The sequence below is a fragment of the Pseudoalteromonas maris genome, from assembly GCF_049257235.1.
Classification (GTDB): domain Bacteria; phylum Pseudomonadota; class Gammaproteobacteria; order Enterobacterales; family Alteromonadaceae; genus Pseudoalteromonas.
In genome coordinates this window covers 105,902-129,724 of record NZ_JBMMUF010000008.1, presented here as the reverse complement: position 1 = coordinate 129,724, position 23,823 = coordinate 105,902, and the positions used below count along the sequence as shown (strand labels likewise).

General features: G+C 43.7%; 16 protein-coding genes. 7 read left to right on the top strand and 9 right to left on the bottom strand.

Going from position 1 to position 23,823, the window contains the following annotated elements; translation table 11 throughout:
• Positions 1–190: 190 nt before the first annotated feature.
• Complete coding sequence (locus tag AAEU32_RS12220) at positions 191–1,795, top strand: isocitrate lyase (protein ID WP_421970807.1); 1,605 nt, start codon at positions 191–193, stop codon at positions 1,793–1,795.
• A 391-nt stretch (positions 1,796–2,186) separates the two neighbouring features.
• On the opposite strand, the gene AAEU32_RS12215 is transcribed toward AAEU32_RS12220, so the two are convergent.
• Together AAEU32_RS12215 and AAEU32_RS12210 are read right to left on the bottom strand one after the other, a co-directional pair.
• Entirely contained in the window at positions 2,187–2,783 is a 597-nt protein-coding gene (locus tag AAEU32_RS12215; protein ID WP_421970806.1) for a hypothetical protein, read from the bottom strand.
• 60 nt (positions 2,784–2,843) lie between these two features.
• A complete protein-coding gene (locus AAEU32_RS12210) occupies positions 2,844–4,511 on the bottom strand; it encodes a substrate-binding domain-containing protein (protein WP_421970805.1) in 1,668 nt (555 codons plus the stop codon).
• 134 nt (positions 4,512–4,645) lie between these two features.
• Here AAEU32_RS12210 and AAEU32_RS12205 point away from each other — a divergent pair, with 134 nt between their 5' ends.
• Positions 4,646–4,795, top strand: coding sequence for a hypothetical protein (locus tag AAEU32_RS12205; protein ID WP_421970804.1), 150 nt, complete (start codon positions 4,646–4,648; stop codon positions 4,793–4,795).
• Here AAEU32_RS12205 and AAEU32_RS12200 read toward each other — a convergent pair whose 3' ends face one another.
• From AAEU32_RS12200 to AAEU32_RS12185, 4 genes are all read right to left on the bottom strand, one after another.
• Positions 4,796–6,067, bottom strand: coding sequence for a DNA recombination protein RmuC (locus AAEU32_RS12200; RefSeq protein WP_421970841.1), 1,272 nt, complete (start codon positions 6,065–6,067; stop codon positions 4,796–4,798).
• Positions 6,068–6,463: 396 nt separating this feature from the next.
• Complete coding sequence (locus AAEU32_RS12195) at positions 6,464–9,499, bottom strand: DEAD/DEAH box helicase (protein WP_421970803.1); 3,036 nt, start codon at positions 9,497–9,499, stop codon at positions 6,464–6,466.
• Positions 9,500–9,635: 136 nt separating this feature from the next.
• Positions 9,636–10,601, bottom strand: a complete 966-nt coding sequence (locus AAEU32_RS12190) for a transcriptional regulator (protein WP_421970802.1) — start codon at positions 10,599–10,601, stop codon at positions 9,636–9,638.
• 9 nt (positions 10,602–10,610) lie between these two features.
• Positions 10,611–11,849 (bottom strand): AAA family ATPase, encoded by a 1,239-nt coding sequence (locus AAEU32_RS12185; RefSeq protein ID WP_421970801.1) that lies wholly within the window; start codon positions 11,847–11,849, stop codon positions 10,611–10,613.
• Positions 11,850–12,634: 785 nt separating this feature from the next.
• On the opposite strand from AAEU32_RS12185, the gene AAEU32_RS12180 reads away from it, so the two are divergent.
• The gene (locus AAEU32_RS12180) at positions 12,635–13,849 is read left to right on the top strand and encodes a replication protein A (RefSeq protein ID WP_421970800.1); all 1,215 of its coding nucleotides are present in this window, start codon (positions 12,635–12,637) and stop codon (positions 13,847–13,849) included.
• Positions 13,850–13,916: 67 nt separating this feature from the next.
• Here the strand turns inward: AAEU32_RS12180 and AAEU32_RS12175 are convergent, their stop codons facing one another.
• Positions 13,917–14,789: a DNA replication terminus site-binding protein gene (locus AAEU32_RS12175; protein WP_421970799.1), complete on the bottom strand. Its 873-nt coding sequence runs from the start codon at positions 14,787–14,789 to the stop codon at positions 13,917–13,919.
• A gap of 200 nt (positions 14,790–14,989) precedes the next feature.
• On the opposite strand from AAEU32_RS12175, the gene AAEU32_RS12170 reads away from it, so the two are divergent.
• Together AAEU32_RS12170 and AAEU32_RS12165 are read left to right on the top strand one after the other, a co-directional pair.
• On the top strand, positions 14,990–15,445 hold the full coding sequence (locus AAEU32_RS12170; protein WP_421970798.1) for a low molecular weight protein-tyrosine-phosphatase: 456 nt from the start codon (positions 14,990–14,992) through the stop codon (positions 15,443–15,445).
• Between the two features lie 186 nt (positions 15,446–15,631).
• Positions 15,632–16,981, top strand: coding sequence for a class II 3-deoxy-7-phosphoheptulonate synthase (locus AAEU32_RS12165; protein WP_421970797.1), 1,350 nt, complete (start codon positions 15,632–15,634; stop codon positions 16,979–16,981).
• A gap of 62 nt (positions 16,982–17,043) precedes the next feature.
• Here AAEU32_RS12165 and ppsR read toward each other — a convergent pair whose 3' ends face one another.
• On the bottom strand, positions 17,044–17,853 hold the full coding sequence (gene ppsR / locus AAEU32_RS12160) for a posphoenolpyruvate synthetase regulatory kinase/phosphorylase PpsR (RefSeq protein ID WP_421970796.1): 810 nt from the start codon (positions 17,851–17,853) through the stop codon (positions 17,044–17,046).
• 147 nt (positions 17,854–18,000) lie between these two features.
• Between ppsR and ppsA the strand changes: the two genes are divergently transcribed.
• Positions 18,001–20,379: a phosphoenolpyruvate synthase gene (gene ppsA / locus AAEU32_RS12155; RefSeq protein ID WP_421970795.1), complete on the top strand. Its 2,379-nt coding sequence runs from the start codon at positions 18,001–18,003 to the stop codon at positions 20,377–20,379.
• Between the two features lie 37 nt (positions 20,380–20,416).
• On the opposite strand, the gene AAEU32_RS12150 is transcribed toward ppsA, so the two are convergent.
• Positions 20,417–20,629 carry a PGPGW domain-containing protein gene (locus tag AAEU32_RS12150; protein WP_421970794.1) on the bottom strand — a complete coding sequence of 71 codons (213 nt, stop codon included), beginning with the start codon at positions 20,627–20,629 and terminating at the stop codon, positions 20,417–20,419.
• Between the two features lie 152 nt (positions 20,630–20,781).
• On the opposite strand from AAEU32_RS12150, the gene ydiJ reads away from it, so the two are divergent.
• Positions 20,782–23,823 (top strand): D-2-hydroxyglutarate dehydrogenase YdiJ, encoded by a 3,042-nt coding sequence (gene ydiJ, locus AAEU32_RS12145; protein WP_421970793.1) that lies wholly within the window; start codon positions 20,782–20,784, stop codon positions 23,821–23,823.

Here is a 23,823-nt window from a genome sequence, read left to right as displayed (position 1 = left end):
AAGTGTCATTTCACTGTAACTTAAATCACCCGAATGTGAACTGTTTAACCATTCACTGAAAATATAGCCACAATAACAACTATAAATTTAATAAATCACAAAAAAAGCGCCTAGTGTAAAAAAAACAACGCGGCAACCTCTCACCTTGTTCCGCACTGTATAACCGTTACTCGTTCAAAGGATACGCATTATGAAACATTACAACGCACAGATAGATAATCTCGCTACGCTTTGCCAGCAAAATGGTCCCGCATGGAGCACAATTAGCCCAGAGTATGCAGCACGTATGCAGTTACAAAACCGCTTTAAAACAGGGTTAGATATCGCCAAATACACAGCTAGGGTAATGCGTGAAGACATGCAAGCCTATGACGCAGATTCAAGCCAATACACACAGTCTTTAGGGTGTTGGCATGGCTTTACCGCTCAGCAAATGCTAATGGCTATCAAACGCCACCAAAAAACAACAAAGCGCAGCTATGTATACCTCAGCGGCTGGATGGTCGCGGCGTTGCGTTCTGAATTTGGTCCGCTTCCTGATCAAAGTATGCATGAGAAAACGTCGGTACCCGCACTCATCGAAGAAATTTATACCTTCTTAAAACAAGCAGATGCTCGTGAACTGGATCACCTTTATCGCGACCTCGACGCCGCACGTCAAAAGGGAGTGGATACCAGCGCTATTGAGGCTCAAATAGATAATTTCGAAACCCATGTGGTACCCATTATTGCCGATATCGACGCCGGCTTTGGTAACGAAGAAGCGACTTACTTATTAGCCAAAAAGATGATTGAAGCCGGTGCATGCGCCATCCAAATCGAAAACCAAGTATCGGATGCAAAACAGTGTGGTCACCAAGCGGGGAAGGTTACGGTTCCTCACGAAGACTTCTTAGCGAAAATAAATGCTGTTCGCTATGCATTTTTGGAGCTGGGTGTTGATGACGGGATTATCGTTGCGCGAACTGACTCTTTAGGCGCAAGTTTGACTCAGAAAATTCCGGTAAGCAAAGAGTCTGGCGACCTCGCAAGTCAATATATTAGCTTCTTGGATGCGCAACCTATCAGCAGTGCGGATGAGCTAGCAGACAATGAAATGGCGATTAAACTCAACGGTCAGCTATGCAAGCCAGTACGACTTGATAACGGCTTGTATCAATTCCGTGCGGGCACGGAAAAAGACCGTGTTGTTCTGGACTGTGTTACTAGCTTGCAACACGGTGCAGACCTTCTATGGATTGAAACAGAAAAGCCTAATGTGCAGCAAATTGCAGAGCTCGTTAACCGTGTACGAGAGCACGTTCCAAATGCTAAATTAGTGTACAACAACTCACCGTCGTTCAACTGGACACTTAAATTCCGTGAGCAAGTTTACGCACAATGGCAACAAGAGGGCCGCGACTTAAGTGCCTACCCAGACCCAAGTGCAGATGCAAAAGTATTAATGGACATCAGTTTGGATAATTCCGAACTCGCTAGTGCAGCGGATGAACTGGTGCAGAACTTCCAACGCGATGGCGCGCGTGAAGCTGGTATCTTCCACCACCTGATCACCTTACCTACATACCACACTGCGGCACTGAGCACTGATATTCTTGCCGAAGGTTATTTTGGTGACTTAGGTATGCTCGCTTACGTACGAGATGTCCAGCGCCAAGAGATCCGTCGTGAGCAAGCCTCGGTGAAACACCAAGACTTAGCAGGGTCGAACATTGGTGACACGCATAAAGAGTACTTCTCTGGCGAAAATGCGCTTAAAGCAGGTGGCGAAGCCAATACCATGAACCAGTTCTAATCAAAGTGTGTTGCAACCAAGAGCCCAATTGGGCTCTTTTTTTGGATCAGCATTTTACCCAGTTTACCTAAACCGGATTAGTTGCCAAAAAACCATTGATTGTGTTGCGCCTTACCAGCGTGTTTTTAAAGCGTGCGTTGGCTTGTTTTGACAAGGTAGAACCTGCGCCCCTTTGTCATTATGTGTAACTTAGGGGATAACACAGAGAAAATACTCCACTGGTAGCGCCTTGAGGACTCAAACCACTTTTTTACTAACTGTATTGAAGCGAAATTTTAACGCAAACCACATTTTTACTAACTCCACAGACTATCTCAGACCACTTTTTTACTAACTAAAAAGGCCATCAACTAGATGGCCTATATTTTTTGTAATACCTCAACATCACGCTCTAAGCTTGATTACGCCTAAGCGGCACAACATCAGAGCTAGCCAATGACAACATTTCCTTCTCAGAATTGGCATGGGCTCGAGCGAGTGCATTCAAACGCTCTTTGACTTCCTGTGCTAGGGTGGACTGTTCGCTTGCAGCGGTATTAAGGCGGGCTCGAATTTGCTGTGATGCGGTGTGAGTCGCATCCTGCTCTAGGTTGTCTATGGATATCCCTTCTTGTGCCATCATTTGCGTAAGGGATTCAGAGGGTAAGTTAAGGGCCTTCACAGCAATATCAACAGACTCTTTGAAAGCCACACGTTGCGCCAAAGTCAAAGAGGACAACGCCTGTTTTAGCCTGCCATAATCCAAAAACAACTGCCCTAAATGACTTTGGATGATTGATTGAGCAGCTTCATTGTCTGCGCGTTTATTAACAATAGGCGCGTCAACCAGCAGACCTTCCTCACGCATTTTTTCAATGAGCGCTGTCGATGGCATTTTCAAGTCAGTAAAAACCTGATCCAAGTTTCGCTTCAAACGGATCGCTTCAAGCATACTCAAACGTGCAAATGCATGACTGAGGTTATGATAATCCGACAGTATTGCAAACATACCTATTCCTTTATCAAAGTTAGGGAGGCAAGCATCAGGGCTCGCCTCGCTGTTTAACATTCAAAGAACCCAGACTTCAACTCGTCGATTACGTTCTCGCCCTAGCGCTGAGTCGTTATTAGCGACCGGCAAGGATTCTCCAAACCCTTGCGTATCAAATACGCTTATCCCCCTGGCGCTCAGTTCATTTGCAACTGATACGGCACGCTGATTGGATAATAATTGATTCTTACTCATATCACCGGAGTTATCTGAAAAGCCCATTAGCACCACTCGTTTGCTCGGGTTGTCTTCCAAAAACGCCAGTAACCGCTGTAAATCTCGCTTGCCCTTGTTGTCCAACTGATCACTGCCAAAGTGAAATCTAAATGTCAGGGATAGGCGCTGACCTTGGGCCGCATATTGTTTATAAAGCGCAGGCGCAAGGGGTGGCGCAATGACTTTCTCAACATGGATGTTCTGAGAGATAAGTCCGGTATCAGACACAATCTCTTGCCCGCTGTGCGAGATAGCAAAGTGAGCAAAATCTTTAACGAACATGTCGGCCGTGGTCGGAGTGTAAAGATAAAGGCGGCGTGACAAGGCATAATCTTCGGTGCCTATGGTGAACCGAGTAGGATAAATAGGCGCGGTTTGTTGCCCTTCTGACACGGCAATGGCTTTGTTATATAAAATATAATTAAGACCGATAAAGCCGATAGCGAGCTCATCTTGAGATACCTGCTCTGAGAGTTCTGAACTCGACTCATAACGCTGTGCTGATGTACTAAGCTGAGCTTGATGCTTTTTTAATACAAGGGATTTAAACGTATCCCAGGTCCCAGATTTCGCATCTCGGGCATACAGATTAATCGCCCCTGATTTTCCACCAAGTTCCTGCCAGTTGCTAATTTTCCCTGAGAACACGTCTGCTAGTTGTGCGGTGGTTAAATGACTTATGGGGTTATTTTGATTCACTATGACCGCCAAGCCATCAAGCCCAATAATGTGTTCATTACCGACTTGCGAAAAATCTCCAAACTGATGTTTGAGTTGTTCGACCTCTTTGGCTTTCACTTGTCGAGATGACATGGCCATATCAGCACTTCCAGAGAGGATATCAGCAAACCCCGTGCTAGAACCATGGGCATGAAGCTCTATAAAATATGGCTTGTCATCTAATTTATAAAACAATTCGCGCTCCACACTTGTATCACCTTGATGCCATGTAAGGTCGGTTGCTCCTTTTTGTTCTAAGTAGCTTTGTAACAACGCCGGAGCAAGTTTTTCACCAATTGTATTTGAACCATGAATATGAAAAGCCAATTTGGGTTGCATTAGAGGTGCCTTGGCAGAGCGCTCACTCACTTTACTCACAGGCTGTTGCGGTGCCATTTGCTTTGACTCTTTAATCGGCTGCAACTGATTAGTAAACAACAAGAAATAAGAGGCGATAAACACAACAAGTGTCACTAACAATCCTGTTACTAAAATAGACCGCGAGATTGTGCCTTTGGCACTAGAGGGGGTTGAGCTTTGAGTTGGCGTGTGGTGGGACTTTTTTATTGCTGCAATAATATCATTTACCACTGGGTCTTCTAGCAAAGTTAACTCGCTAAGCACGAGAGTGCGATAAGATTCATTACGATTAAATTTTTCGGCAATAATTTCGATGCCGTATTTATTTTGCACTACACTTTGAAGTTCATTTAGCTGCTGAGTCCAAGAGGGTTGATGATGCGTGTTCATGTGTTAGCCCATGTTTATTTTTGAGCCAAGAATAGAGTAGTTAAATGACACTTTTATGAAGTGTAAAGGGGGTTTACGCCCCTGTTTTTAATTTAGAAACAACAGGTTACGCAAAAAGAGACTAGGGAAGGGCAATGGTAAAGCTATCAGGATGGCTGTTTATTTGCAGTGCAGCGGCGTTCACAGGCGCAGCACTGCTTGGTGAGTTTTGGGCACTCTATGTGTTGGCAAGTCTGTTTTTTATTATCGGCATCGTGCAACTTGCACGGACAAAAGCTGAATAACTAATCACATTGTTTTAATTCAAGTTCCGCCTTTTCAGTCAGTGATTCGGGTAATTCTTTTTGCACAGCAACACCGAGTTCCTTGAAGTCATTCGCCTGTTTAATGAGGTTACCTTTACCACTGTATAATTGCGCGAAGGCTTTATCGTAGGTTTCACGCGCTTTGTCTAACTGCTTTCCAACGCCTTCCATAGATACCAAGAAACTATTGAGCTTGTTGTAAAATCGCTCTGCGCGTTTTGCTAGTTCTTGAGTATGTTTTGATTGGCTTTCGAAGCGCCATAGCTGCTTAACAATGTTGAGGCTGGTAAGTAACGTGGTCGGCGTTGCAACCAAAATATTCTTTTCAATTGCGCGTTGATACAAATCAGGTTGAAACTTTAGGGCTTCAACAAACGCACTTTCTATGGGCACAAACATAATGACTACTTCAGGCGAGTTTAGCTGCTCTAGGCGATAGTAATCTTTCGCTGCTAATTCATTAATACGATCGTTGACGGCCTGAACATGATCGGCCAGCGCTTGTGCCGCCTCAAACTCAGATTCGGCGTTAACATAACGGGTATAGGCGTTCAGTGACGTTTTAGCGTCAATAACGATATGACGCTGTTGCGGCAAATAAACGACAACATCAGGGCGGAATCGGCCTTGTTCGGACTCTAAGCTCACTTCACGGCGGTAATCTTCATTTAAACGCAGCCCAGCGCTGTCTAAGACGTTTTCTAGCATCAACTCGCCCCAGTTACCCTGAGTCTTCTTTTGTCCTTGTAGGGCGTTAGAGAGGCGCTCAGCTTGCTCTGTGATTGACTGATTGAGTTTTTGCAGATGCACAAGCTCTGTTTTTAACGCTGCGCGCTGTTGCAACTCTTGGCTATGAATGTGCTCCATTTTATCGCGAAAACCTTTGAGCTCACCTTGCACGGGTTTGAGAAGTTGCTCAATACTTTCTTGATTCAAGTCTTTAAACTGTTTCGACTTGTCCTCAAACAATTTATTCGCCAATACAGAAAATTCTTGTTTTAAGGTCTCTTTTGATTCTTGAAGTAAGGCTAACTGCTGTGCAAAGTGACTTTCTTTTTGCTCCAGAGTTGCTTTTAGTGATTCATATCGGCCATGGAGTAAGGTCACTTTTTGTTGTAATTGATTCGCTGAGTCACGCTCCGCTGCAACTTGTTGTTGTGCCTCACTGTAACGATGGTGTGCATGCTCTAGTTGATTGTTTAAATCTGTGAGTTGCTGTTGGTGGTGCCCAGTCGCAGAGACTAATTGCATTTTCAGACGGCGCACGCGTAAAACAAGATAACCGGTAGTAAGGCTAAAACCAGCAAGGCATGCTAGCAGTGCAGGGGAAGAAGCGGATAAAAAGTCGAACATACCTATCTCACACTCATTATTATTCTTTATTTGGTGATATTACTCATTGTATCAGCAAAGTACGGTTTTATAGATCTTATACCTATTGTACATAGGAAATTTTAACAACATGAGCACGCTATTTAGCCTTATTGAATGATCATCTATTTAAGTTGATTGGTATAAAACCGAGGCAAAAAAAGCCAGCTTAGTCAGCTGGCCTTAAATTCATTTTTAATCAGGGAAATCAACATAGGGTGCTTGCGTGGCAAGCATAGATATAGAGTGCGTATTCACAGTTAAGTTCAAAGAATTTTAGACTTTTTCTGAACTTTCTAAGTTCAGCATTTCAAGCAATTGATTATCATCAATTTTTTTATCCGACAATAAACTACCATTGAGTAATTCATCCACCAAATGACGTTTCTTATCAGCCAACTCTAGCACTTGTTGCTCTACAGAATTGGCCACGATAAGTTTATACACAAACACTGATCGTTCTTGCCCCATCCTATGCGCTCTATCCGTTGCCTGGTGCTCAACAGCTGGGTTCCACCATGGATCAAAATGAATAACCGTATCAGCTTGAGTAAGGTTTAGTCCGCTGCCACCGGCTTTGAGACTTATTAAAAACACCCGTTTACGTGCGCTTTGGAAATCATCAACTTGTTGCTCTCGGTTGCGCGTCTGTCCGGTAAGTAACGCATAGTCAATGCCTTGTGTGCTTAGTTGGCGGGCAATTATACGCAACATAGACGTAAACTGACTGAATATGATCACATGATGATCCTGCGCAAGCATCGCAGGAAGGTGTTCTTCAAGCCATTGCAACTTCGCACTGCTAGCGCCATAGTGCTCGTCAACCAACTGAGGATGACAACAAATTTGGCGGAGTTTTAGCAATGCATCAAGGAACTGCAGCTTGCTTTTACCAATGCCTTGCATTGACACTAGGTTATTCAGTTTATTATGTAATGCCTGATAGTAGTGCTGATATACATCAGCTTGCTCTTTAGACATATCCAGTTGTTTGATGATTTCAGTCTTACCAGGTAACTCACTGAGTACATCGGCTTTTGCTCGTCTTAGCAAATACGGACGAATGACATCGGCGAGCGCTTTGCGCCCTTGGCTGTTTTGCTCAACATACAGCTTTTTAAAATGCCTATCGCTAAAGAGCAAACTAGGCATGGCAAAATCGAATACCGACTTAAGCTCAAATAAATTATTTTCAAATGGTGTACCACTGAGGGCCAAACGAAAACGGGCATTTAATTGCTTTACCTTGTGACTCAATTGAGATTGAGGATTTTTTATTGCCTGCGCTTCATCGAGCACCACCGTATGAAAGTCGACGCCCTGATAAAAGACGAAGTCACGCTTGAATAGTGTGTAAGTGGTTACTATCACCTGATATTTACTGAGACCTTGCAACACATCCACTCGGTTCGTGCCAGCAACGACCTGCACACTGATGCGAGGAGCAAAGCGACTGAACTCCTTAACCCAGTTCCCCACTAGGCTAGTGGGGCAGATCACCACATGGGGGTGTTGCTTTTGTGCATCCAATGTCGATAGATAAGCAATTACTTGCAGTGTTTTACCCAGCCCCATATCATCCGCGAGCACAGCACCGAGCCCCTGCATAGACAATAGCTGTAACCAATTAACACCGGCCTTTTGATACTCTCGCAACGAGACATCGTTGGCCAACACCACTGGCTTCAAAGAATCTAAGGTAGGCTTTTGCAACAAAGGCTCTATGTGACTGTTGATCTCAACGCGCCAAAAATGACTTGCTTGCAATTCGTCAAACAAACTGCGCGGTATTGTGCAGTGCACGTTCGCTTTATCATGAACATAACGCTTGAGATACGCACACGCACTCTGTGCTGCTTCAGCCTCTATAATCAACACCCCTTGCTGATGCTCAATAAAGCAATATTGCGCGCTGTAAGCTTTGGCATCATGGAGGTCAGATACGCTTAATGGACGAGTTATCGCGCCACTGACTATTTGGAAGAACCCAAGCAGGTGGTGACCACTAAGTGCAGTGATCACTAACTGCAACTCACCATTATGTACTTTTTGTAATGCGCTGCGCGGTGCATTAACAGTTTTGCCACCGAGATACTCAACCGCGTGGTTTAGCTCAAACAGGGCTCTAGGTGCGTTTTGAGGGTCGATAAAAAGTTGGTAATTCGAATGTAAAGGACCTTTACATGGCTCCAAGCCCATATTCAACAGCGCGGCCTCTGAGGGCACCTCACCACTTGCACTAACAATAAATGGCGACTGCTTAGTGAGGAACTTTAGACTGAACTTTACGCGCGCTTTTTTTTTTGGCTGTTTAATTACAGGACCAAGCGCTTTGCGCAAACGCCTAGAAACAGTCTCGACCTCATCTTTTGGGACCAACGGAAATTTAGCCAATTGCCTTATTTGTTCAGCACTCAGCGGTGTTTCGAGTGCGTACACACAATTGCTTGCAACATCAACGTAGTAGGGCGGGGCGGTGGCCAGTATACAGTTGGCGTCAAGCCCAGCTAATGAGCACGTCAATGCAGCCTTTTCTCCCTCAATATGCCAGTCGTATTCCACCTTTAGTGGTTTACTGATGGATAAGGGGGTTCGGCTTTTTTCAAAAAATAAGCGTTGGCGATTAAGCAGTTGATGCAGCACTTTTGCTCCCCAAGAGCCAAGCAAAGCGCTTTGACCGGGAGAGTTCTGAGAGCGAACAAGGCTAAAAAGACGAAAGTCGTCTTCATCCAATCCTTTGGGGGTGACGTGCGCACTACTTTGCTGCTCTGTGAGTGCGCGTCCTTGGGAAATGAGCCCTTCAGGTGTATTAGGAGCCACTTTGGGCACCACCTGCAATTGGCCTTGATGCGAGTGCAATTCGAACAACAATACATTGTCTTTTTCTGGCCTTGCCATTTGGCTGTCGGCTAGCTCATTAAACCAATCTTCCAATTGATAATGCTGCGCATACTCGCCTTGGCTTTGCAACTTTAAGTGCAGTAATGCACTGGCCACATGCTTACATTTGATCTTGGCGTTACAACTACAGTGTGCCTCTACGCGAGGTTTAGCTTGCTTGAGGGTTATGGTGATTTGTTGATCAAACGTGGTGCCGTCATCATCCATTACTTGAGCATCAATGTGTGAAAAAGCGTCATTAGCTTTCACCCACAGCACTTGTTCATCTCGCAGCATTTGTTGAGCACGAGCATAGACACCTTTGGTGAAAAGCGCTTTTAACTCTTGCTCGGACAAAGGAAAGTCAGGTCCTTGCTCATTGAACTGAGCAAAAACAGCTAACAAGTCTTCCTTTGTAAACGATGACGACATGGACTAACCCGCAAATTGAAATAGGGCAGTATATCGCTTTTAAGCAGCCGTAAAAAGACCTGCTATTTGGGTTGCAGCCATCAAAAAAGCCCCACATTACCAATGAGAGGCTTTCTTAGACTCAATATTGCAGTGATTAATTAAAGCTTTCCAAGACCTTAGCCAGTTGAGAAAAGCGTTTATCTGTCATCACCTTATTATCTATTTTGATAGTCAAATCGCCACTTTTGCTGTGCCTTTGGATACGAACAAAATCATTATCTACCTTGATATCTTCTGTACGTTTTGGTGCTGCAACCACTTCACATAAGTATTTTGTGACATTCAATGCAGCTTTGTCATCGGTATCAAAAGTCACATCATCAAAGGCGTCAGCACAACTCGCAACACGGCTATTAAAGTTATCTACATCTTTCTCGCGCGCCTGAATAAGCTTCTTAGCCACTTCACGGCCAACATGGTTAGCAGTTGGATAAAGCGCCAACACTTCTTTTGGCAGGCATTCATATGCTTTAATCGCATCAGCGATGGCTGTGTGTGATACGCCTTCAATTTGAGCAATCTCGCGGTAAGAGCCTTTTTTACCTTGTTGCTTCAACTCGTCACGCGTCGAGGCATAGGCCTGGCCCAATTCCCAAAGACTTGGCGCAATATACTGATCCGATGAAACAGCTAAAATCTTCGCGTCTTCGTCATTGAAATCAGGAGAGCTCAGTACCAAGTAATCGGCATTACCCAAAATACAGGCTTTTCGACGCCTTGAGCCCGCCAATACGAACAAACCACCTTCGTGCTCCCATGCCAATGCGGGATGTTGGTTGCGCCCATCTTCTGTGATCGCCGGTAAAATATCAGCAACGGACTTTTCGGTAAGTAGCGCTTGTACACGCCGATTCTTGCCGTACACCTTGGTACGCGCTTCAATATCGATGTGAGGAATAACCTGACAAGTCAGCCGAATAGTTCGGTTGGGATCGCTAGGAGCGGGCATACTGATCACATCACCAGCCTTTGCTTGCTCGAGAAGTTGATCCAAACTACTGCTTTCAACAGCGGTAGCAAACGGGTCTATTCGCGTGTCGTTTTTACGTTTCTTTGCCATTGTTAAACCTTACTGTGCAGCCTTAAGTTGTGATTGTGTTGATAGCCAATTCGAACGAATTAGCATTTCTAACTCATCAACCACGTCTTTAATATTTTCCTGTGCTTTAACCAAAGACTCGCGGCTAGCCAAACTATCAGATGTTTTCTGATCAAAAATTGTATTGAAAGATGAAGAACTCGCTGTAATAGCACTACTGTGATTTATTGGGTAGCTCATGACTTGGCGTCCAAACGCGGAACGCACATCTTTTACAATGTCACGCTGCGAGTGATTACCCTTAACATAGTTTGTAACCAAGAACTGCATGAAGTCCCAGCCATCATGACCCAAAGCCGCAACGGTGTGGTAAATCTCACCTAGGCGTTTGAGATATTTATTGTTTGCATCGAAGTCCACCGCTTCAGGGTGAACAGGGATTAACATCGCCGTTGATGCCATTAATGCGTTATAAAACATAAAGTTAAGTGATGGCGCAGTATCAACAAGAATGATGTCGAACTGTTCTTGCACTGGCTCAATTACCTTTTCTAGCAACTTGTGATAGTGCCGAGTTTTGTCGTAATCACCGCTTTGGCGCAATGCTGTCGCTATTTCGTGTTCAAAATAAAAATCGTCCATGCCGGATGGCAATATACGGATGTTAGGAATATGGGTTGGCAAAAATGCGTCACTGACAATATCTGACCATGTTTCGCCTTCTTCCAATTCAATACAATCACGCATTAGATCGCCAACTGTTATTGGATCGGGTTCTCCTGGTGGGAAAAAGCTCGATGAAGAGCCTTGTGGGTCAAGGTCAATAATACCGATACGATAACGCTTAATATTCGTAGTCGCCAACGCTGCGGCGATATTAACCATACTGGTTGTCTTGCCGCAACCGCCTTTAAGTGAATTAATAACAATCACTTGTAGCTTATCGTCTGCGCCACGATGATCAGCTTCAATACCCATTACATCAGCCATTTTGTAGATGTTCGCTAATGTGTAGGCATAATGGCCGTTGGCACCTCTGCGAATATCAATGTGATCAAAATCACCTTGATCATGACGGCGTTTCAATGTTCTGTTATTACAACCAAGGAGATCGGCTGCCGCTTTTTGAGTGTAGGTTCGTAACTCTTTTTCGTCAGATTTAAGATGAGCTCGGTAATGTTGGATCCGACCTTCAAGAGACTTCTCTGCAACTTCAGCAGTTGCTTTGAGTAACTGATAAGTATTTAGCGCACTTTGTTTTATTGTCATTATTGTATCCCTAACATTGAGCTTTAAGTATAATGTCCACTTCTTTAGCTGTAAACATATATTTTAGACGACATTCTACAAAAAACATGAAAAATAAATTACTGATAAATTTACTACAAGGTAATAAGAAGATTAATGACGTTTAAATATATAGGTAATAATAGATTAGAGAGCGAAAATAAGAGGCTAACTTACTGAATTATATAAATATTTATGTTTTCTTTAGATCAGTTTTTTACTTGGTAAAGATCTGATTCGTACTAACACTTAGATCATTGTTTTACTGAGTAAAAATCTGGCTTGTGAGTTATGCACAGCTTACCTACATATATGTTCACAAAATTTACTGTATAGATCGTATTTTTACTAACTTACAACCGCCAGTTATGCACATTCCCACTATGAAAACGTCGTGATAAGTACATAGAGATCGGATCCTTACTTGCTATAGATCAGATCTCTACTAAGCGCATTCGTAGTTATGCACACAGACAAAAATCCTCACTTATTTTTGTACAAAAATAAAACAAAAATAAGTTATCTCTGTGCATGTGAGCCAAAAAGACGAGCTGAGTAAGTAAAAAACTGATCTGAGTAGCGCCGAGTAAGTAAAATTCTGATCCAAAAACTACACCTATGTATTCATATAGGTAAAGAGTTGGTAAAAATGTGATCTCGAGAAACTATATGACAATGGGATCAGATTTTTACTAACATTGATGATTAACTTTTATCTTTATATGTGTTGATATTAACGTTGGCATCGATATCAATGGAAAATAATAATGAACCGCAAGGTAAACATCTCGGTAGAAAACTTACCAGACTCTTTGCGAGGCCAGATAAATGGCGTTGAAAGCGCAACAGATAATGAAAATCTCGCTTTATTTACAGATAACAAAGACGTTCGAATTTCCATAGAAAATTCAATGCACGGATTGCGTGCGTACTCGAATACGTTTAATCATTATGATTTATGGGGTCGCTTTGTTCGTTCTGGCCACAAAAAACTGCCACTTGAAGATGCTCCTAAAAAGACCATCATTACACGTCGTATTTCTGAGAAAGTTGACGGCATTTTGTATGAAGGTGAAATCAAAATAACACCCGCGGTAGTCAGTACTCGGCTTGAAGGCGAAGAAGTTGAATGCTTAGTGTGGCCATCTGACAGAGAAGAGAAAGTTGAACGCGCGCTGATCCGCTTGGCCTCTAAAGGTAAAATCGTAAAAATTAACTTTAAGTCAGGCATTCAATATGCGGTCATTTTTTCAATGAACGAATTGGCGCAAGAGCTAAAAGCCGTTGGCCAATCAATGCCATACCCGCAAATTAAAGAATCTCTTGAAGCGCTACAAGGTTCGAAACTATCTTTTAAGTACACAGCGACTGACACAAAAAATTCAAATATAGACGACTCATTTTATGAGTCGAATATGAACTTTTTATCCTCTTTGCACTTCAGTGGTAAGAAAGGGCAGGGCGGTAATGTAAAATGCGTAGCATGTTTGAACGCCTTTGTTCATAACATGATTGATAACCTTGAGTACAAGGGTTACTACTTTAACCGCGCCCAAGAACTAAAACGTGGTTTGTCTCGCTGGATGATGCTGCGTTTATATCACTTATGGAGATACGCAGCGCCAGGTAAAACGTATCATTTTCGCTTACTGTCGATAATGGAAAAGTACGGCACTATCTATGCTGATGACAAAATTACCGATAATAAACTCAAAGCGTTACGTCGTGATATGACCACGACAATGAAGGATTTGATCGATAAAGGCGCGATCTCTGATTACAGTATTTCTAATGTGAAAGATGATAACAGTGGAAAAATAATCGACTACGTTTATGAGATGCACCCTTCAGATCAATTCTGTGAAGAGATTCTCACATTGAATAAACAAAACAAGCGAATAGAAATCCAAGGTGGTAAACGCATTGTCGAAGATGCAGAAATCATCGATGAGGAACGATTAGAAGAAATCGTTGAGAAATAGTTTAGCTAATACCTAACAAAGCCCACGAAATGTGGGCTTTTTAAAGTAATAGGAAGTTAGTTTGTACTTACACACCTTTAGCTAGATAGAGCCGTTCAACCAAGTACTCGTGCTCTTGTTTACGCGGATCGTCTTTGGGTTGATAATTCGCTAGCAAACCTAGCTTTAAATCAGGGTTATCATCAAATACTAAAAAGGGCAGAGCACCACTGACATGGTAGCGTCGATTGTCAGCGAAACGAACATTCACTTCCGGTGTTACTTTGATGGGACGACGGATACGCAACATTTCATTCTCACTTAAACTGGCGACTTTACGTTTTTCTTGCTCAACGAGCTGTTGCCAAGATGTCTGATCAATCATTCGGGGATTAGAATATGCACTGCTTCTCTCAAGCATAGTGAGCGCTAACTTACGAGTAAGAGATTTGGTCGAATGTTTAGTCATCCAAGTATAACGAATTGAATAAGGATTGTTCGCTTCAAAATGAAGTTGCCGATAAAAAGCAAGTGTAATTAAACCCGGTACAGCACTGTGAACAAGATCAAAACGTGCATCACTATTATCCAGACTTAGTACCGTGTTCTTAAATTGAGATTTCAACTCATTAATTTTGAGAAGGTAAGGTTCAAATTGTACAAACGCTTCTTTAGGTAGCCACACTACGCCAGGGTGACGCTTCATGACTTTTCCACTTTGATCGCCGACTTTGAAAAAATCAGTAAACGCACTTTTTATGTGTGTTAGCGCTATATCATTTTCATGATGTTTAACCTCTATATGCTCTTTGGTTTTTGTTTCTTCGTGAGATAAGGGTGTTGGTAACTCAAAATAATGTGTTTGTCGGGGTTGCCAGATATCTAGTAATTTACACAGACCCTCAAGGTATTCCTGGGCTAAATCAAATGTTGCACGAAGATTGGTTTTCAAATTACTCATATAAAAGCGAACACATCATACATAATCGATATTGGCAGTTTAGCACATATGTTCTTGGTTAACTTACAATTATAAACGAAACAAGCGCTGAGGTTTTCTTGGTATTTGTGTAAGTATGATGTGTTCATAGTGTGGTTGCCAATGGCTACATCTCAGGTATTGTTAATTCACACCACCACATATTTATAAAAAGGATGGATATGAAAATAATGTTTGTTTGCTTAGGCAATATTTGTCGCTCGCCAACAGCGCATGGCATAGCTAGACACAAAGCAAAAACACTAGGCGCTAACAACTTTACATTCGCAAGCTCAGGAACGGCAGCGTACCACGTAGGAGAGGCGCCAGATAAACGCGCGTGTGAACACGCCAAAATGTATGGTTACGACTTAAGTGATTTAAGAGCGCAGCAATTAACCGCGGATGATTTCTATGAATATGATTTGATCCTCACTATGGATGACGAAAATTTTGCTAATGCACAGGCTATTAAACCACAAGATGCGCCAGCAAAACTCAAACGTCTGTTGGACTATCACCCTGACGAAACATTAAGCCAAGTACCAGACCCTTATTATGGCGGGGCAAAAGGTTTCGTTGAGGTAATTGAAATGTGCGAAATAGCGATTGATGCGTTGTTAGAACAATATCGTTAATCAATTTATAAGATGCTGAGTATACCAGTGCACACCCTATAGTATGATGTGTTCATTATTGTTTTTGCGTTCACTCTATAAGATATAATCTTTTATTTGCCATTTATTTTGTTTTACCCTTGCGTCAGGGCCCGCCATTCGGTACTTTCGAGTGTGAGGTAACAATAGGAATGAGGAAAATAAGTAGTGAAGCCCTGGAGCCCAAATAGTTGGAGAGATTTCCCAATCGTCCAACAACCAACATACCCAGATGAAAACGCCCTAAGCAGTGTTGAAGCAGAGCTTAACAGCGCGCCGCCGCTCGTGTTTGCTGAAGAGACTCGCAGTTTATTTAAACAACTTGAAGATGTATGTGAAGGTAAAGCATTTTTACTGCAAGGTGGTGACTGTGCAGAGTCATTCGCCGATTTTAATGCAGCGAACATTCGCGATACATTTAAAACACTGCTTCAAATGGCGGTTGTATTGACTTACGGCGGCAAATGTCCGGTTGTAAAAATCGCACGTATGGCTGGTCAATTTGCAAAACCACGTTCAAGTGATTTAGAAACAATTGATGGCGTAAGCCTTCCGTCATACCGCGGTGACATTATCAATAGTTATGAATTTACCGAGCAAGCGCGTGTACCCGACCCACAGCGTCTAATGAAGGCGTATCATCACAGTGCATCTACACTGAATTTGCTACGCGCATTCGCACAGGGTGGTCTTGCTGATTTACACCAAGTAAACCGTTGGAACATGAGCTTTGTTGCAGCGAACCCGCTAAAAGAGAAGTACCAACAAGTAGCTGATCGCATTCAAGACGCGCTCGAGTTTATGGAAGTATGTGGCATTAACTCAACGAATGCACCATCGCTAACCGAAACGTCACTTTATACCTCTCACGAAGCGCTACTGCTTGGTTACGAGCAAGCGCTAACTCGTCGCGACCACCTAAGTGGTGATTGGTATGATTGTTCTGCGCATTTTGTATGGATTGGCGAGCGCACACGCCAACTCGATCATGCACACATTGAGTTTTTCCGTGGCATCAAAAACCCAATTGGCGTAAAAGTTGGTCCTGGCATGACCCCTGATGAACTGATTGAGCTGATTGATGCCGTGAACCCAGACAATATTCCAGGTCGCCTCACGCTGATCACGCGTATGGGCGCAGATGTATTGCCTGAAAAGCTGCCAGCGCTGGTTCGTCGCGTACAACAAGAAGGTCGCAAAGTAATTTGGAGTTCTGACCCAATGCATGGCAACACTGAAAAGGCCAGCTCTGGGTATAAAACGCGAAGCTTCGATAACATTTTGCGTGAAATTAGCCAATTCTTTGCAGTACATAAAGCGGAAGGTTCTCACGCCGGTGGTGTACACCTTGAAATGACGGGGCAGCATGTCACTGAATGTACTGGTGGTGCATACGGCTTGTCAGACGAAGATTTAGCTCAGCGCTATCGCACTCAATGTGATCCACGCCTCAATGCTGATCAAGTATTGGAGCTTGGCTTCTTAGTGGCAGATTTGCTCAAAGACGCTCGTAGCTAATAGCCTACGTACAAAAAAAGCGCCGGACTTTTCTAAGCGGCGCTTTTTCTACTTAAAACACGTTAATATTTGCGACGTTGCAAACCGGTTTCCGCCATTATCTTCGCTGACATTTCCTCGACCGAATGATGAGTAGAATTGTAATGTGGGATGCGAAAACGCTTATACATCATCTCTACTTCTCGAATTTCTATTCGACATTGACGTAAAGACGCATATTTAGAATTAGCCATACGCTCATTACGAATCGCCGCTAGGCGCTCTGGTGCTATGGTTAGACCGAACAGCTTATTCTTGTATGGCTGCAAACATTTAGGTAACTCACCTGAGTCTAAATCATCAGGAGTCAACGGGTAGTTTGCCGCTTTAATACCGTATTGCAACGCAAGATACAGGCTTGTCGGCGTTTTACCACTGCGACTTACCCCCACTAAAATAACATCTGCCTGCTGATAGTCTTTGATATTGGCACCATCATCGTTCGCCAATGCATAGTTTACAGCGGCGATCCGATAATCGTAACTCTGCTCATGAATACTGTGTGTGCGATGAACTTTTGGCACCGGCTCTACACCAAGTTCCCCTTGCAGCTGCTTGCTAAATGCGCTGATAAAGTCATAGCACACTGCGTTACTGGATAAGATGATTTCACTGAGCTCTGGGTTAACAAAAGTGAAGAAGACAATGGGTTTTTCATTACTGCGTGCCGCAGCTTGTTCGATTTGAGCCTTCACTTGTAATGCTTTTTTAGTCGTTTCAACAAATGGAATTGTAGTGTGTTCAAATTCCATAGGAAACAAAGATAATGTCGCGTTTCCAAAGACTTCCGCGGTGATGGCAGTGCCATCTGAGATATAAAATGCGCTGCGCATAACGCTCCCTTTTTTAAATTACACCGGTGAAACCGCAATGCAGCGGTTTACGCAATAGCGGTTGCCAGTGTAGAATGTCGGCGCCTCATTTAAAAGGTCATTGTTTACAATGACCAAACTTACAATTTGTTTTTTGGAGAAAGTTCCGTGCAAGAATACGTTCTCTGGTATCAAGAACTTGGTATGCAAGATGTACCGAGAGTAGGAGGCAAGAATGCCTCTCTTGGTGAAATGATTTCGAACCTAGCTAATGCGGGTGTGCAAGTACCCGGTGGTTTTGCAACGACATCATTTGCATTTAACGAGTTTCTTGAGCAATCTGGATTGAATGCTCGCATCTACGATGTACTAGATAAATTAGACGTTGAAGATGTTAATGAATTGGCCAAAGTTGGTGCCGAAATCCGTCAGTGGATCATCGACACACCTTTCCAAGATGCTTTAGATAAAGCAATCCGCGAGGCCTACGGCCAATTACACGCAGACCCAGCCCACGACGTATCTTTCGCAGTACGTTCATCAGCAACCGCAGAAGACATGCCAGACGCCTCATTCGCTGGCCAGCAAGAAACCTTCTTGAACGTGCGCGGTATCGACGCAGTAATGACTGCAATCAAACACGTTTTCGCCTCACTCTTTAATGACCGTGCAATTTCTTACCGTGTACACCAAGGTTACGACCACAAAGGCGTTGCTTTGTCTGCGGGTATTCAGCGCATGGTTCGTTCTGACAAAGCATCTTCAGGTGTTATGTTCAGCATCGACACTGAGTCTGGTTTTGAAGACGTAGTATTCGTTACATCAAGCTTTGGTCTTGGTGAAATGGTGGTGCAAGGCGCTGTAAACCCAGATGAATTCTATGTTCATAAAGGCACGCTAGCAAAAGGCAAACCAGCTGTAGTACGTCGCAACATCGGCTCTAAAGCAATTCAAATGGTTTACTCGCAAGACCAAGAGCATGGTAAGCAAGTAGAAATTGTCGATGTAGCACCTGAGCAATCAAACACTTTCTCTATTACTGATGAAGAAGTCATGGACCTTGCAAAGCAAGCTGTGATCATCGAGAAGCACTACGGTCGTCCAATGGACATCGAATGGGCAAAAGATGGCAACGACGGCAAGCTTTACATTGTTCAAGCACGTCCAGAAACTGTGCGCTCTAACGAAGATGCGAATGTGATGGAACGTTTCCAGCTTAAGCAAACTTCAAGCGTTGTTGCTGAAGGTCGCGCTATCGGTCACAAAATTGGTGCTGGCGTTGTGCGCGTACTTAACTCTATCGATGAGATGGATAAAGTACAACAAGGCGACATCCTTGTGACTGACATGACTGACCCTGATTGGGAACCTATCATGAAACGTGCTGCTGCTATCGTTACTAACCGTGGTGGCCGTACATGTCACGCTGCAATCATCGCGCGTGAATTAGGTATTCCAGCAGTAGTTGGCTGTGGTAACGCCACTGACTTAATCAAAGCGGATCAAGAAGTGACTGTGTCTTGTGCCGAAGGCGACACAGGTTTCATTTACCAAGGTCAACTTGAGTATGAAGTACTGACTTCACGCGTTGATGAAATGCCAGACCTGCCATTAAAAATAATGATGAACGTGGGTAACCCAGACCGCGCGTTTGACTTTGCTCGTCTACCACACGCAGGTGTTGGCCTAGCGCGCTTGGAATTCATCATTAACCGCATGATTGGCGTTCACCCTAAAGCGCTACTTAACTTCGACGCGCAATCACCTGAGCTACAAGAAGAAATTAAAGATATCATTGCAGGTTATGAGTCTCCACGTGAGTTCTACATCGCAAAACTTGTTGAGGGTATTTCAACGCTGGGTTGTGCATTCGCACCTGAGCGAGTGATCGTTCGTATGTCTGACTTCAAGTCGAACGAGTACGCGAACCTTGTTGGTGGCCAACAGTACGAGCCAGAAGAAGAAAACCCAATGATTGGTTTCCGTGGTGCGTCACGTTATATCAGTGAAGATTTCCGCGAATGTTTTGCGCTTGAATGTGAAGCTATCAAGCGTGTTCGCAATGACATGGATTTGACCAATGTTGAAATCATGATCCCATTCGTGCGTACGCTTGAAGAAGGTAAGCGCGTTATTGAATTACTTGAAGAGCATGGCCTTAAACGCGGTGAAAATGGTCTCAAAGTGATCATGATGTGTGAACTACCATCAAACGCACTGCTTGCGGATGAATTCCTTGAATACTTCGATGGTTTCTCAATCGGTTCAAATGACTTAACGCAGCTTAGCCTTGGTCTTGACCGTGACTCTGGTCTTATTGCGCACCTATTTGATGAGCGCAATCCAGCGGTTAAGAAGCTACTATCTATGGCAATTAAAACCGCTAAAGCCAAAGGTAAGTATGTAGGTATTTGTGGTCAAGGTCCTTCAGATCATGAAGACTTCGCAGCATGGCTAGTACAAGAGGGTATTGATTCAGTATCACTAAACCCAGACACAGTGCTAGAAACTTGGTTATATTTAGCTGACAAGCTAAAAGAAAACTAAGCTGAGCAAATATGATAAAGGGCGAAATCTTCGCCCTTTATTTTTTTGCCAGTTTTTTATCAAGCAACTGACACCCACGCGTTAATGTATTTTGACAAATTTTCAGATACTTACGCGCAAACGGGTAGTGAAAGGCTAACAAGGTTAAGCCTATCAAAAAGAAAATGACAGAAGGTCCGGGCACCACAGCGAAGACAATGCCCAATAAAAAGCACAAGCCAGCCGCTGCATTCATAAGCCATTTTTTCATTACTACTTCCCTAAGATTCAAGTTACTTATTGACCATAGCCCAGTGCATGACAAAAAGTCATTTCAATTTGTAACAATCTGTATATTCTTCAATTTCTAACCATGACGACCGTGTTATAATAATCGCGTTTTTCTTAAATTATTTAGCCATCATGATTGCAAAGTTACGTGCCGAACAAGTTAGCTCAGAGTTAGTCCTTCACTATCTAAAAACAATAAAAGCAGAAGGGTTCAGCGGTGAGGTTGATGCCAGCTACTCAACGCGATTACTCGCGGCGACCGACAACAGCGTGTATCAACAAGTACCTCAAGGAGTCATCTTTCCAAGAACGAACAAAGATGTACAACTTGCACTTAACACTGCATCTCGCGACCCATTCTTATCGTTAACGTTCGGTCCTCGTGGCGGTGGCACGGGCACAAATGGCCAATCACTCACCCCTGGAATTGTCATCGATTTGTCTCGGCACATGCGTGAGATTCTGGAGATCAATGAAGAGCAAGGTTGGGTGCGAGTGCAAGCCGGTGTTATCAAAGATCAGCTCAATGATTTCTTGCGTCCTTACGGATACTTTTTTGCGCCAGATTTATCAACCAGTAATCGCGCAACCGTTGGCGGTATGATCAATACCGATGCATCAGGGCAGGGGAGCTTAGTGTATGGGAAAACGTCAGATCACACATTAGCACTCAAAGCCTATCTCGCTGATGGCAGCGAATTAAATACTCAAGCCATGACGCTTGAGCAAGCACAAGTCATCGCGCTACAAGAATCCGCGGTTGGTCGTCTATACAAAACGGTACTCGATGTTGCGACACAAAAACGCGATTTAATTTTAGAAAAGTTCCCACGTTTAAATCGCTTCTTAACCGGTTACGACTTAGAACATGTTTTTAATGAACACATGAGTGAATTTGATATCGGTCGTGTGCTCACAGGTTCAGAAGGCTCGCTGGCAATCGTCACCGAGGCCAAATTGAACATAACTCCAATTGCGAAGTTTAAAACTCTTATCAATATAAAATACGATAGTTTTGACTCTGCGCTTCGAAATTCCCCCTTTTTGGTTGATGCACAAGCAACATCGGTGGAAACCGTAGATAGTAAGGTGCTAAATTTGGCGCGCGAGGACATTGTTTGGCACTCAGTATCGGACTTAATAACTGACGTTCCCGGCCATACCATGCAAGGACTCAATATGGTTGAGTTCAATGCGGAACGTGAAGAGGACATGACCGATAAGATTCACAGCCTATGCCAAAAACTTGATGCACTTATCGCTAATCGTGAAGCGGGCGTTATTGGCTATCAGCTAACTAACGACGTCAGCGACATCCAAAAAATATATGCCATGCGCAAAAAGTCAGTGGGTCTGCTTGGCAATACAAAAGGCGCTAAAAAGCCAATCGCCTTTGCTGAAGACACCGCTGTGCCACCTGAAAATTTAGCTGACTTTATTGGTGAATTTCGCCAGTTACTCGACAGTCACCAACTCGATTATGGCATGTTCGGACACGTCGATGCCGGCGTGCTTCATGTTCGCCCGGCACTGGATATGTGCGACCCCGAACAAGAAAAGACACTTCGCTCAATCTCTGATCAAGTAGTTGAATTAACAGCGAAATATGGTGGCTTAATGTGGGGCGAACACGGCAAAGGTTATCGCAGTGAATATGGTCCAAATTTCTTTGGCGAAGAACTGTTTAACGAACTGCGTCGCATCAAGTCAGCCTTTGACCCAAACAATAAACTCAATCCAGGCAAAATTTGTACACCACTTGAAAGTAACGACAAACTGGTCAGTGTCGATGACAAAAAGCGCGGTTGGTTCGATAGGCAAATTGATATCCAAGTGCGAGACAGCTTTGATACCAGTATGAATTGTAATGGTAATGGCTTGTGCTTTAACTACGATGTCAGCTCACCTATGTGCCCAAGTTACAAGGCCACAGGTGACAGACGATATTCCCCTAAAGGTCGAGCGAGTTTAATGCGCGAGTGGCTCCGGCTACAAAACGAGCAAGGTGTTGATGTTCTTGAGCAAGAAAAGATTATCAGCAAAAAAGATGGCCCAACATGGTGGGAACGTTTTTTAAACACGCAAGATAAGCGCAAAGGCGTATATGACTTTTCTCATGAAGTGAAAGACTCCATGGATGAATGTTTGGCGTGTAAAGCCTGCACCACCGCCTGCCCAATAAAGGTAGATGTGCCTACATTCAGAGCTCGCTTTTTGAATTTTTACTACAGCCAATACAACCGACCACTAAAAGACTATTTAGTCGCGGGTATTGAGCAAACAGCGCCGTTACTTGCGAAGTTTTCAGCGCTTACCAACCCGCTCGTTAAGTCCGATATTGTGCAGTGGGTGATAAGAAATACGCTTGGCTATGTCGACACACCGACCCCGAGTCATCCGAACCTGGCCTCACGCACAGCGTCTTTAGAGCGGTTTGATTTAGCAAAACTCGCGTCTTTAAGTGATGAGCAACGCAGTGAATACGTGCTTATTGTACAAGACCCATTTACCAGTTTTTATGAAGCTGAGTTAGTAGAGAGCTTTATTAAATTGGCGCAAGCGTTGGGCAAAAAGCCAATTTTACTGCCGTTTAAGCCAAACGGAAAACCGCAGCACGTTAAAGGGTTCCTAGACAAGTTCGCGCGCACAGCAAAAACAAGTGCGCAGTTCTTAGAGCAAGTGAGCGAGCTGGGTATACCGCTAGTTGGCTTAGATGCCTCGCTGGTGTTGTGTTATCGCGATGAATATAACACCGTGCTCGGCCAGAGCAGGGGAGAGTTTGAAGTATTGGTAGCGCACGAATGGTTAGCAACACAAACCTTTAAACAGCAAGTGTTTGAGCCAAGTAAACCCTACGTGCTATTAAGCCATTGCAGTGAAACAACCTCACTGCCACAAAGTGCTAACGTATGGAAAAAGATATTTTCAGACTTAGGCCTTGAGCTATCACCGCAAGCCACGGGGTGTTGTGGTATGGCCGGGACCTATGGCCATGAGTTACAAAATCAAGAAAATAGCACGGCTTTGTATGAGCTAAGTTGGCAAAGTAAGGTCGATAACACAGAGCAATCTCAACTTTTAGCCACCGGATTTTCTTGTAGGAGTCAGGTCAAGCGTTTTGCCAAATACAAACCCAAACACCCGATTGAAGTACTTGCTCAGTTGTTAAACTAA

Coding starts and splice junctions, on each gene's coding strand:
- AAEU32_RS12220 (WP_421970807.1), top strand. CDS start 191: ATGAAACATTACAACGCACAGATAGATAATCTCGCTACGCTTTGCCAG.
- AAEU32_RS12150 (WP_421970794.1), bottom strand. CDS start 20,629: ATGAAAAAATGGCTTATGAATGCAGCGGCTGGCTTGTGCTTTTTATTG.
- AAEU32_RS12180 (WP_421970800.1), top strand. CDS start 12,635: ATGAACCGCAAGGTAAACATCTCGGTAGAAAACTTACCAGACTCTTTG.
- ppsR (WP_421970796.1), bottom strand. CDS start 17,853: ATGCGCAGCGCATTTTATATCTCAGATGGCACTGCCATCACCGCGGAA.
- AAEU32_RS12215 (WP_421970806.1), bottom strand. CDS start 2,783: ATGTTTGCAATACTGTCGGATTATCATAACCTCAGTCATGCATTTGCA.
- AAEU32_RS12190 (WP_421970802.1), bottom strand. CDS start 10,601: ATGGCAAAGAAACGTAAAAACGACACGCGAATAGACCCGTTTGCTACC.
- ydiJ (WP_421970793.1), top strand. CDS start 20,782: ATGATTGCAAAGTTACGTGCCGAACAAGTTAGCTCAGAGTTAGTCCTT.
- AAEU32_RS12205 (WP_421970804.1), top strand. CDS start 4,646: ATGGTAAAGCTATCAGGATGGCTGTTTATTTGCAGTGCAGCGGCGTTC.
- AAEU32_RS12170 (WP_421970798.1), top strand. CDS start 14,990: ATGAAAATAATGTTTGTTTGCTTAGGCAATATTTGTCGCTCGCCAACA.
- AAEU32_RS12175 (WP_421970799.1), bottom strand. CDS start 14,789: ATGAGTAATTTGAAAACCAATCTTCGTGCAACATTTGATTTAGCCCAG.
- AAEU32_RS12200 (WP_421970841.1), bottom strand. CDS start 6,067: ATGCAATTAGTCTCTGCGACTGGGCACCACCAACAGCAACTCACAGAT.
- AAEU32_RS12210 (WP_421970805.1), bottom strand. CDS start 4,511: ATGAACACGCATCATCAACCCTCTTGGACTCAGCAGCTAAATGAACTT.
- AAEU32_RS12185 (WP_421970801.1), bottom strand. CDS start 11,849: ATGACAATAAAACAAAGTGCGCTAAATACTTATCAGTTACTCAAAGCA.
- AAEU32_RS12195 (WP_421970803.1), bottom strand. CDS start 9,499: ATGTCGTCATCGTTTACAAAGGAAGACTTGTTAGCTGTTTTTGCTCAG.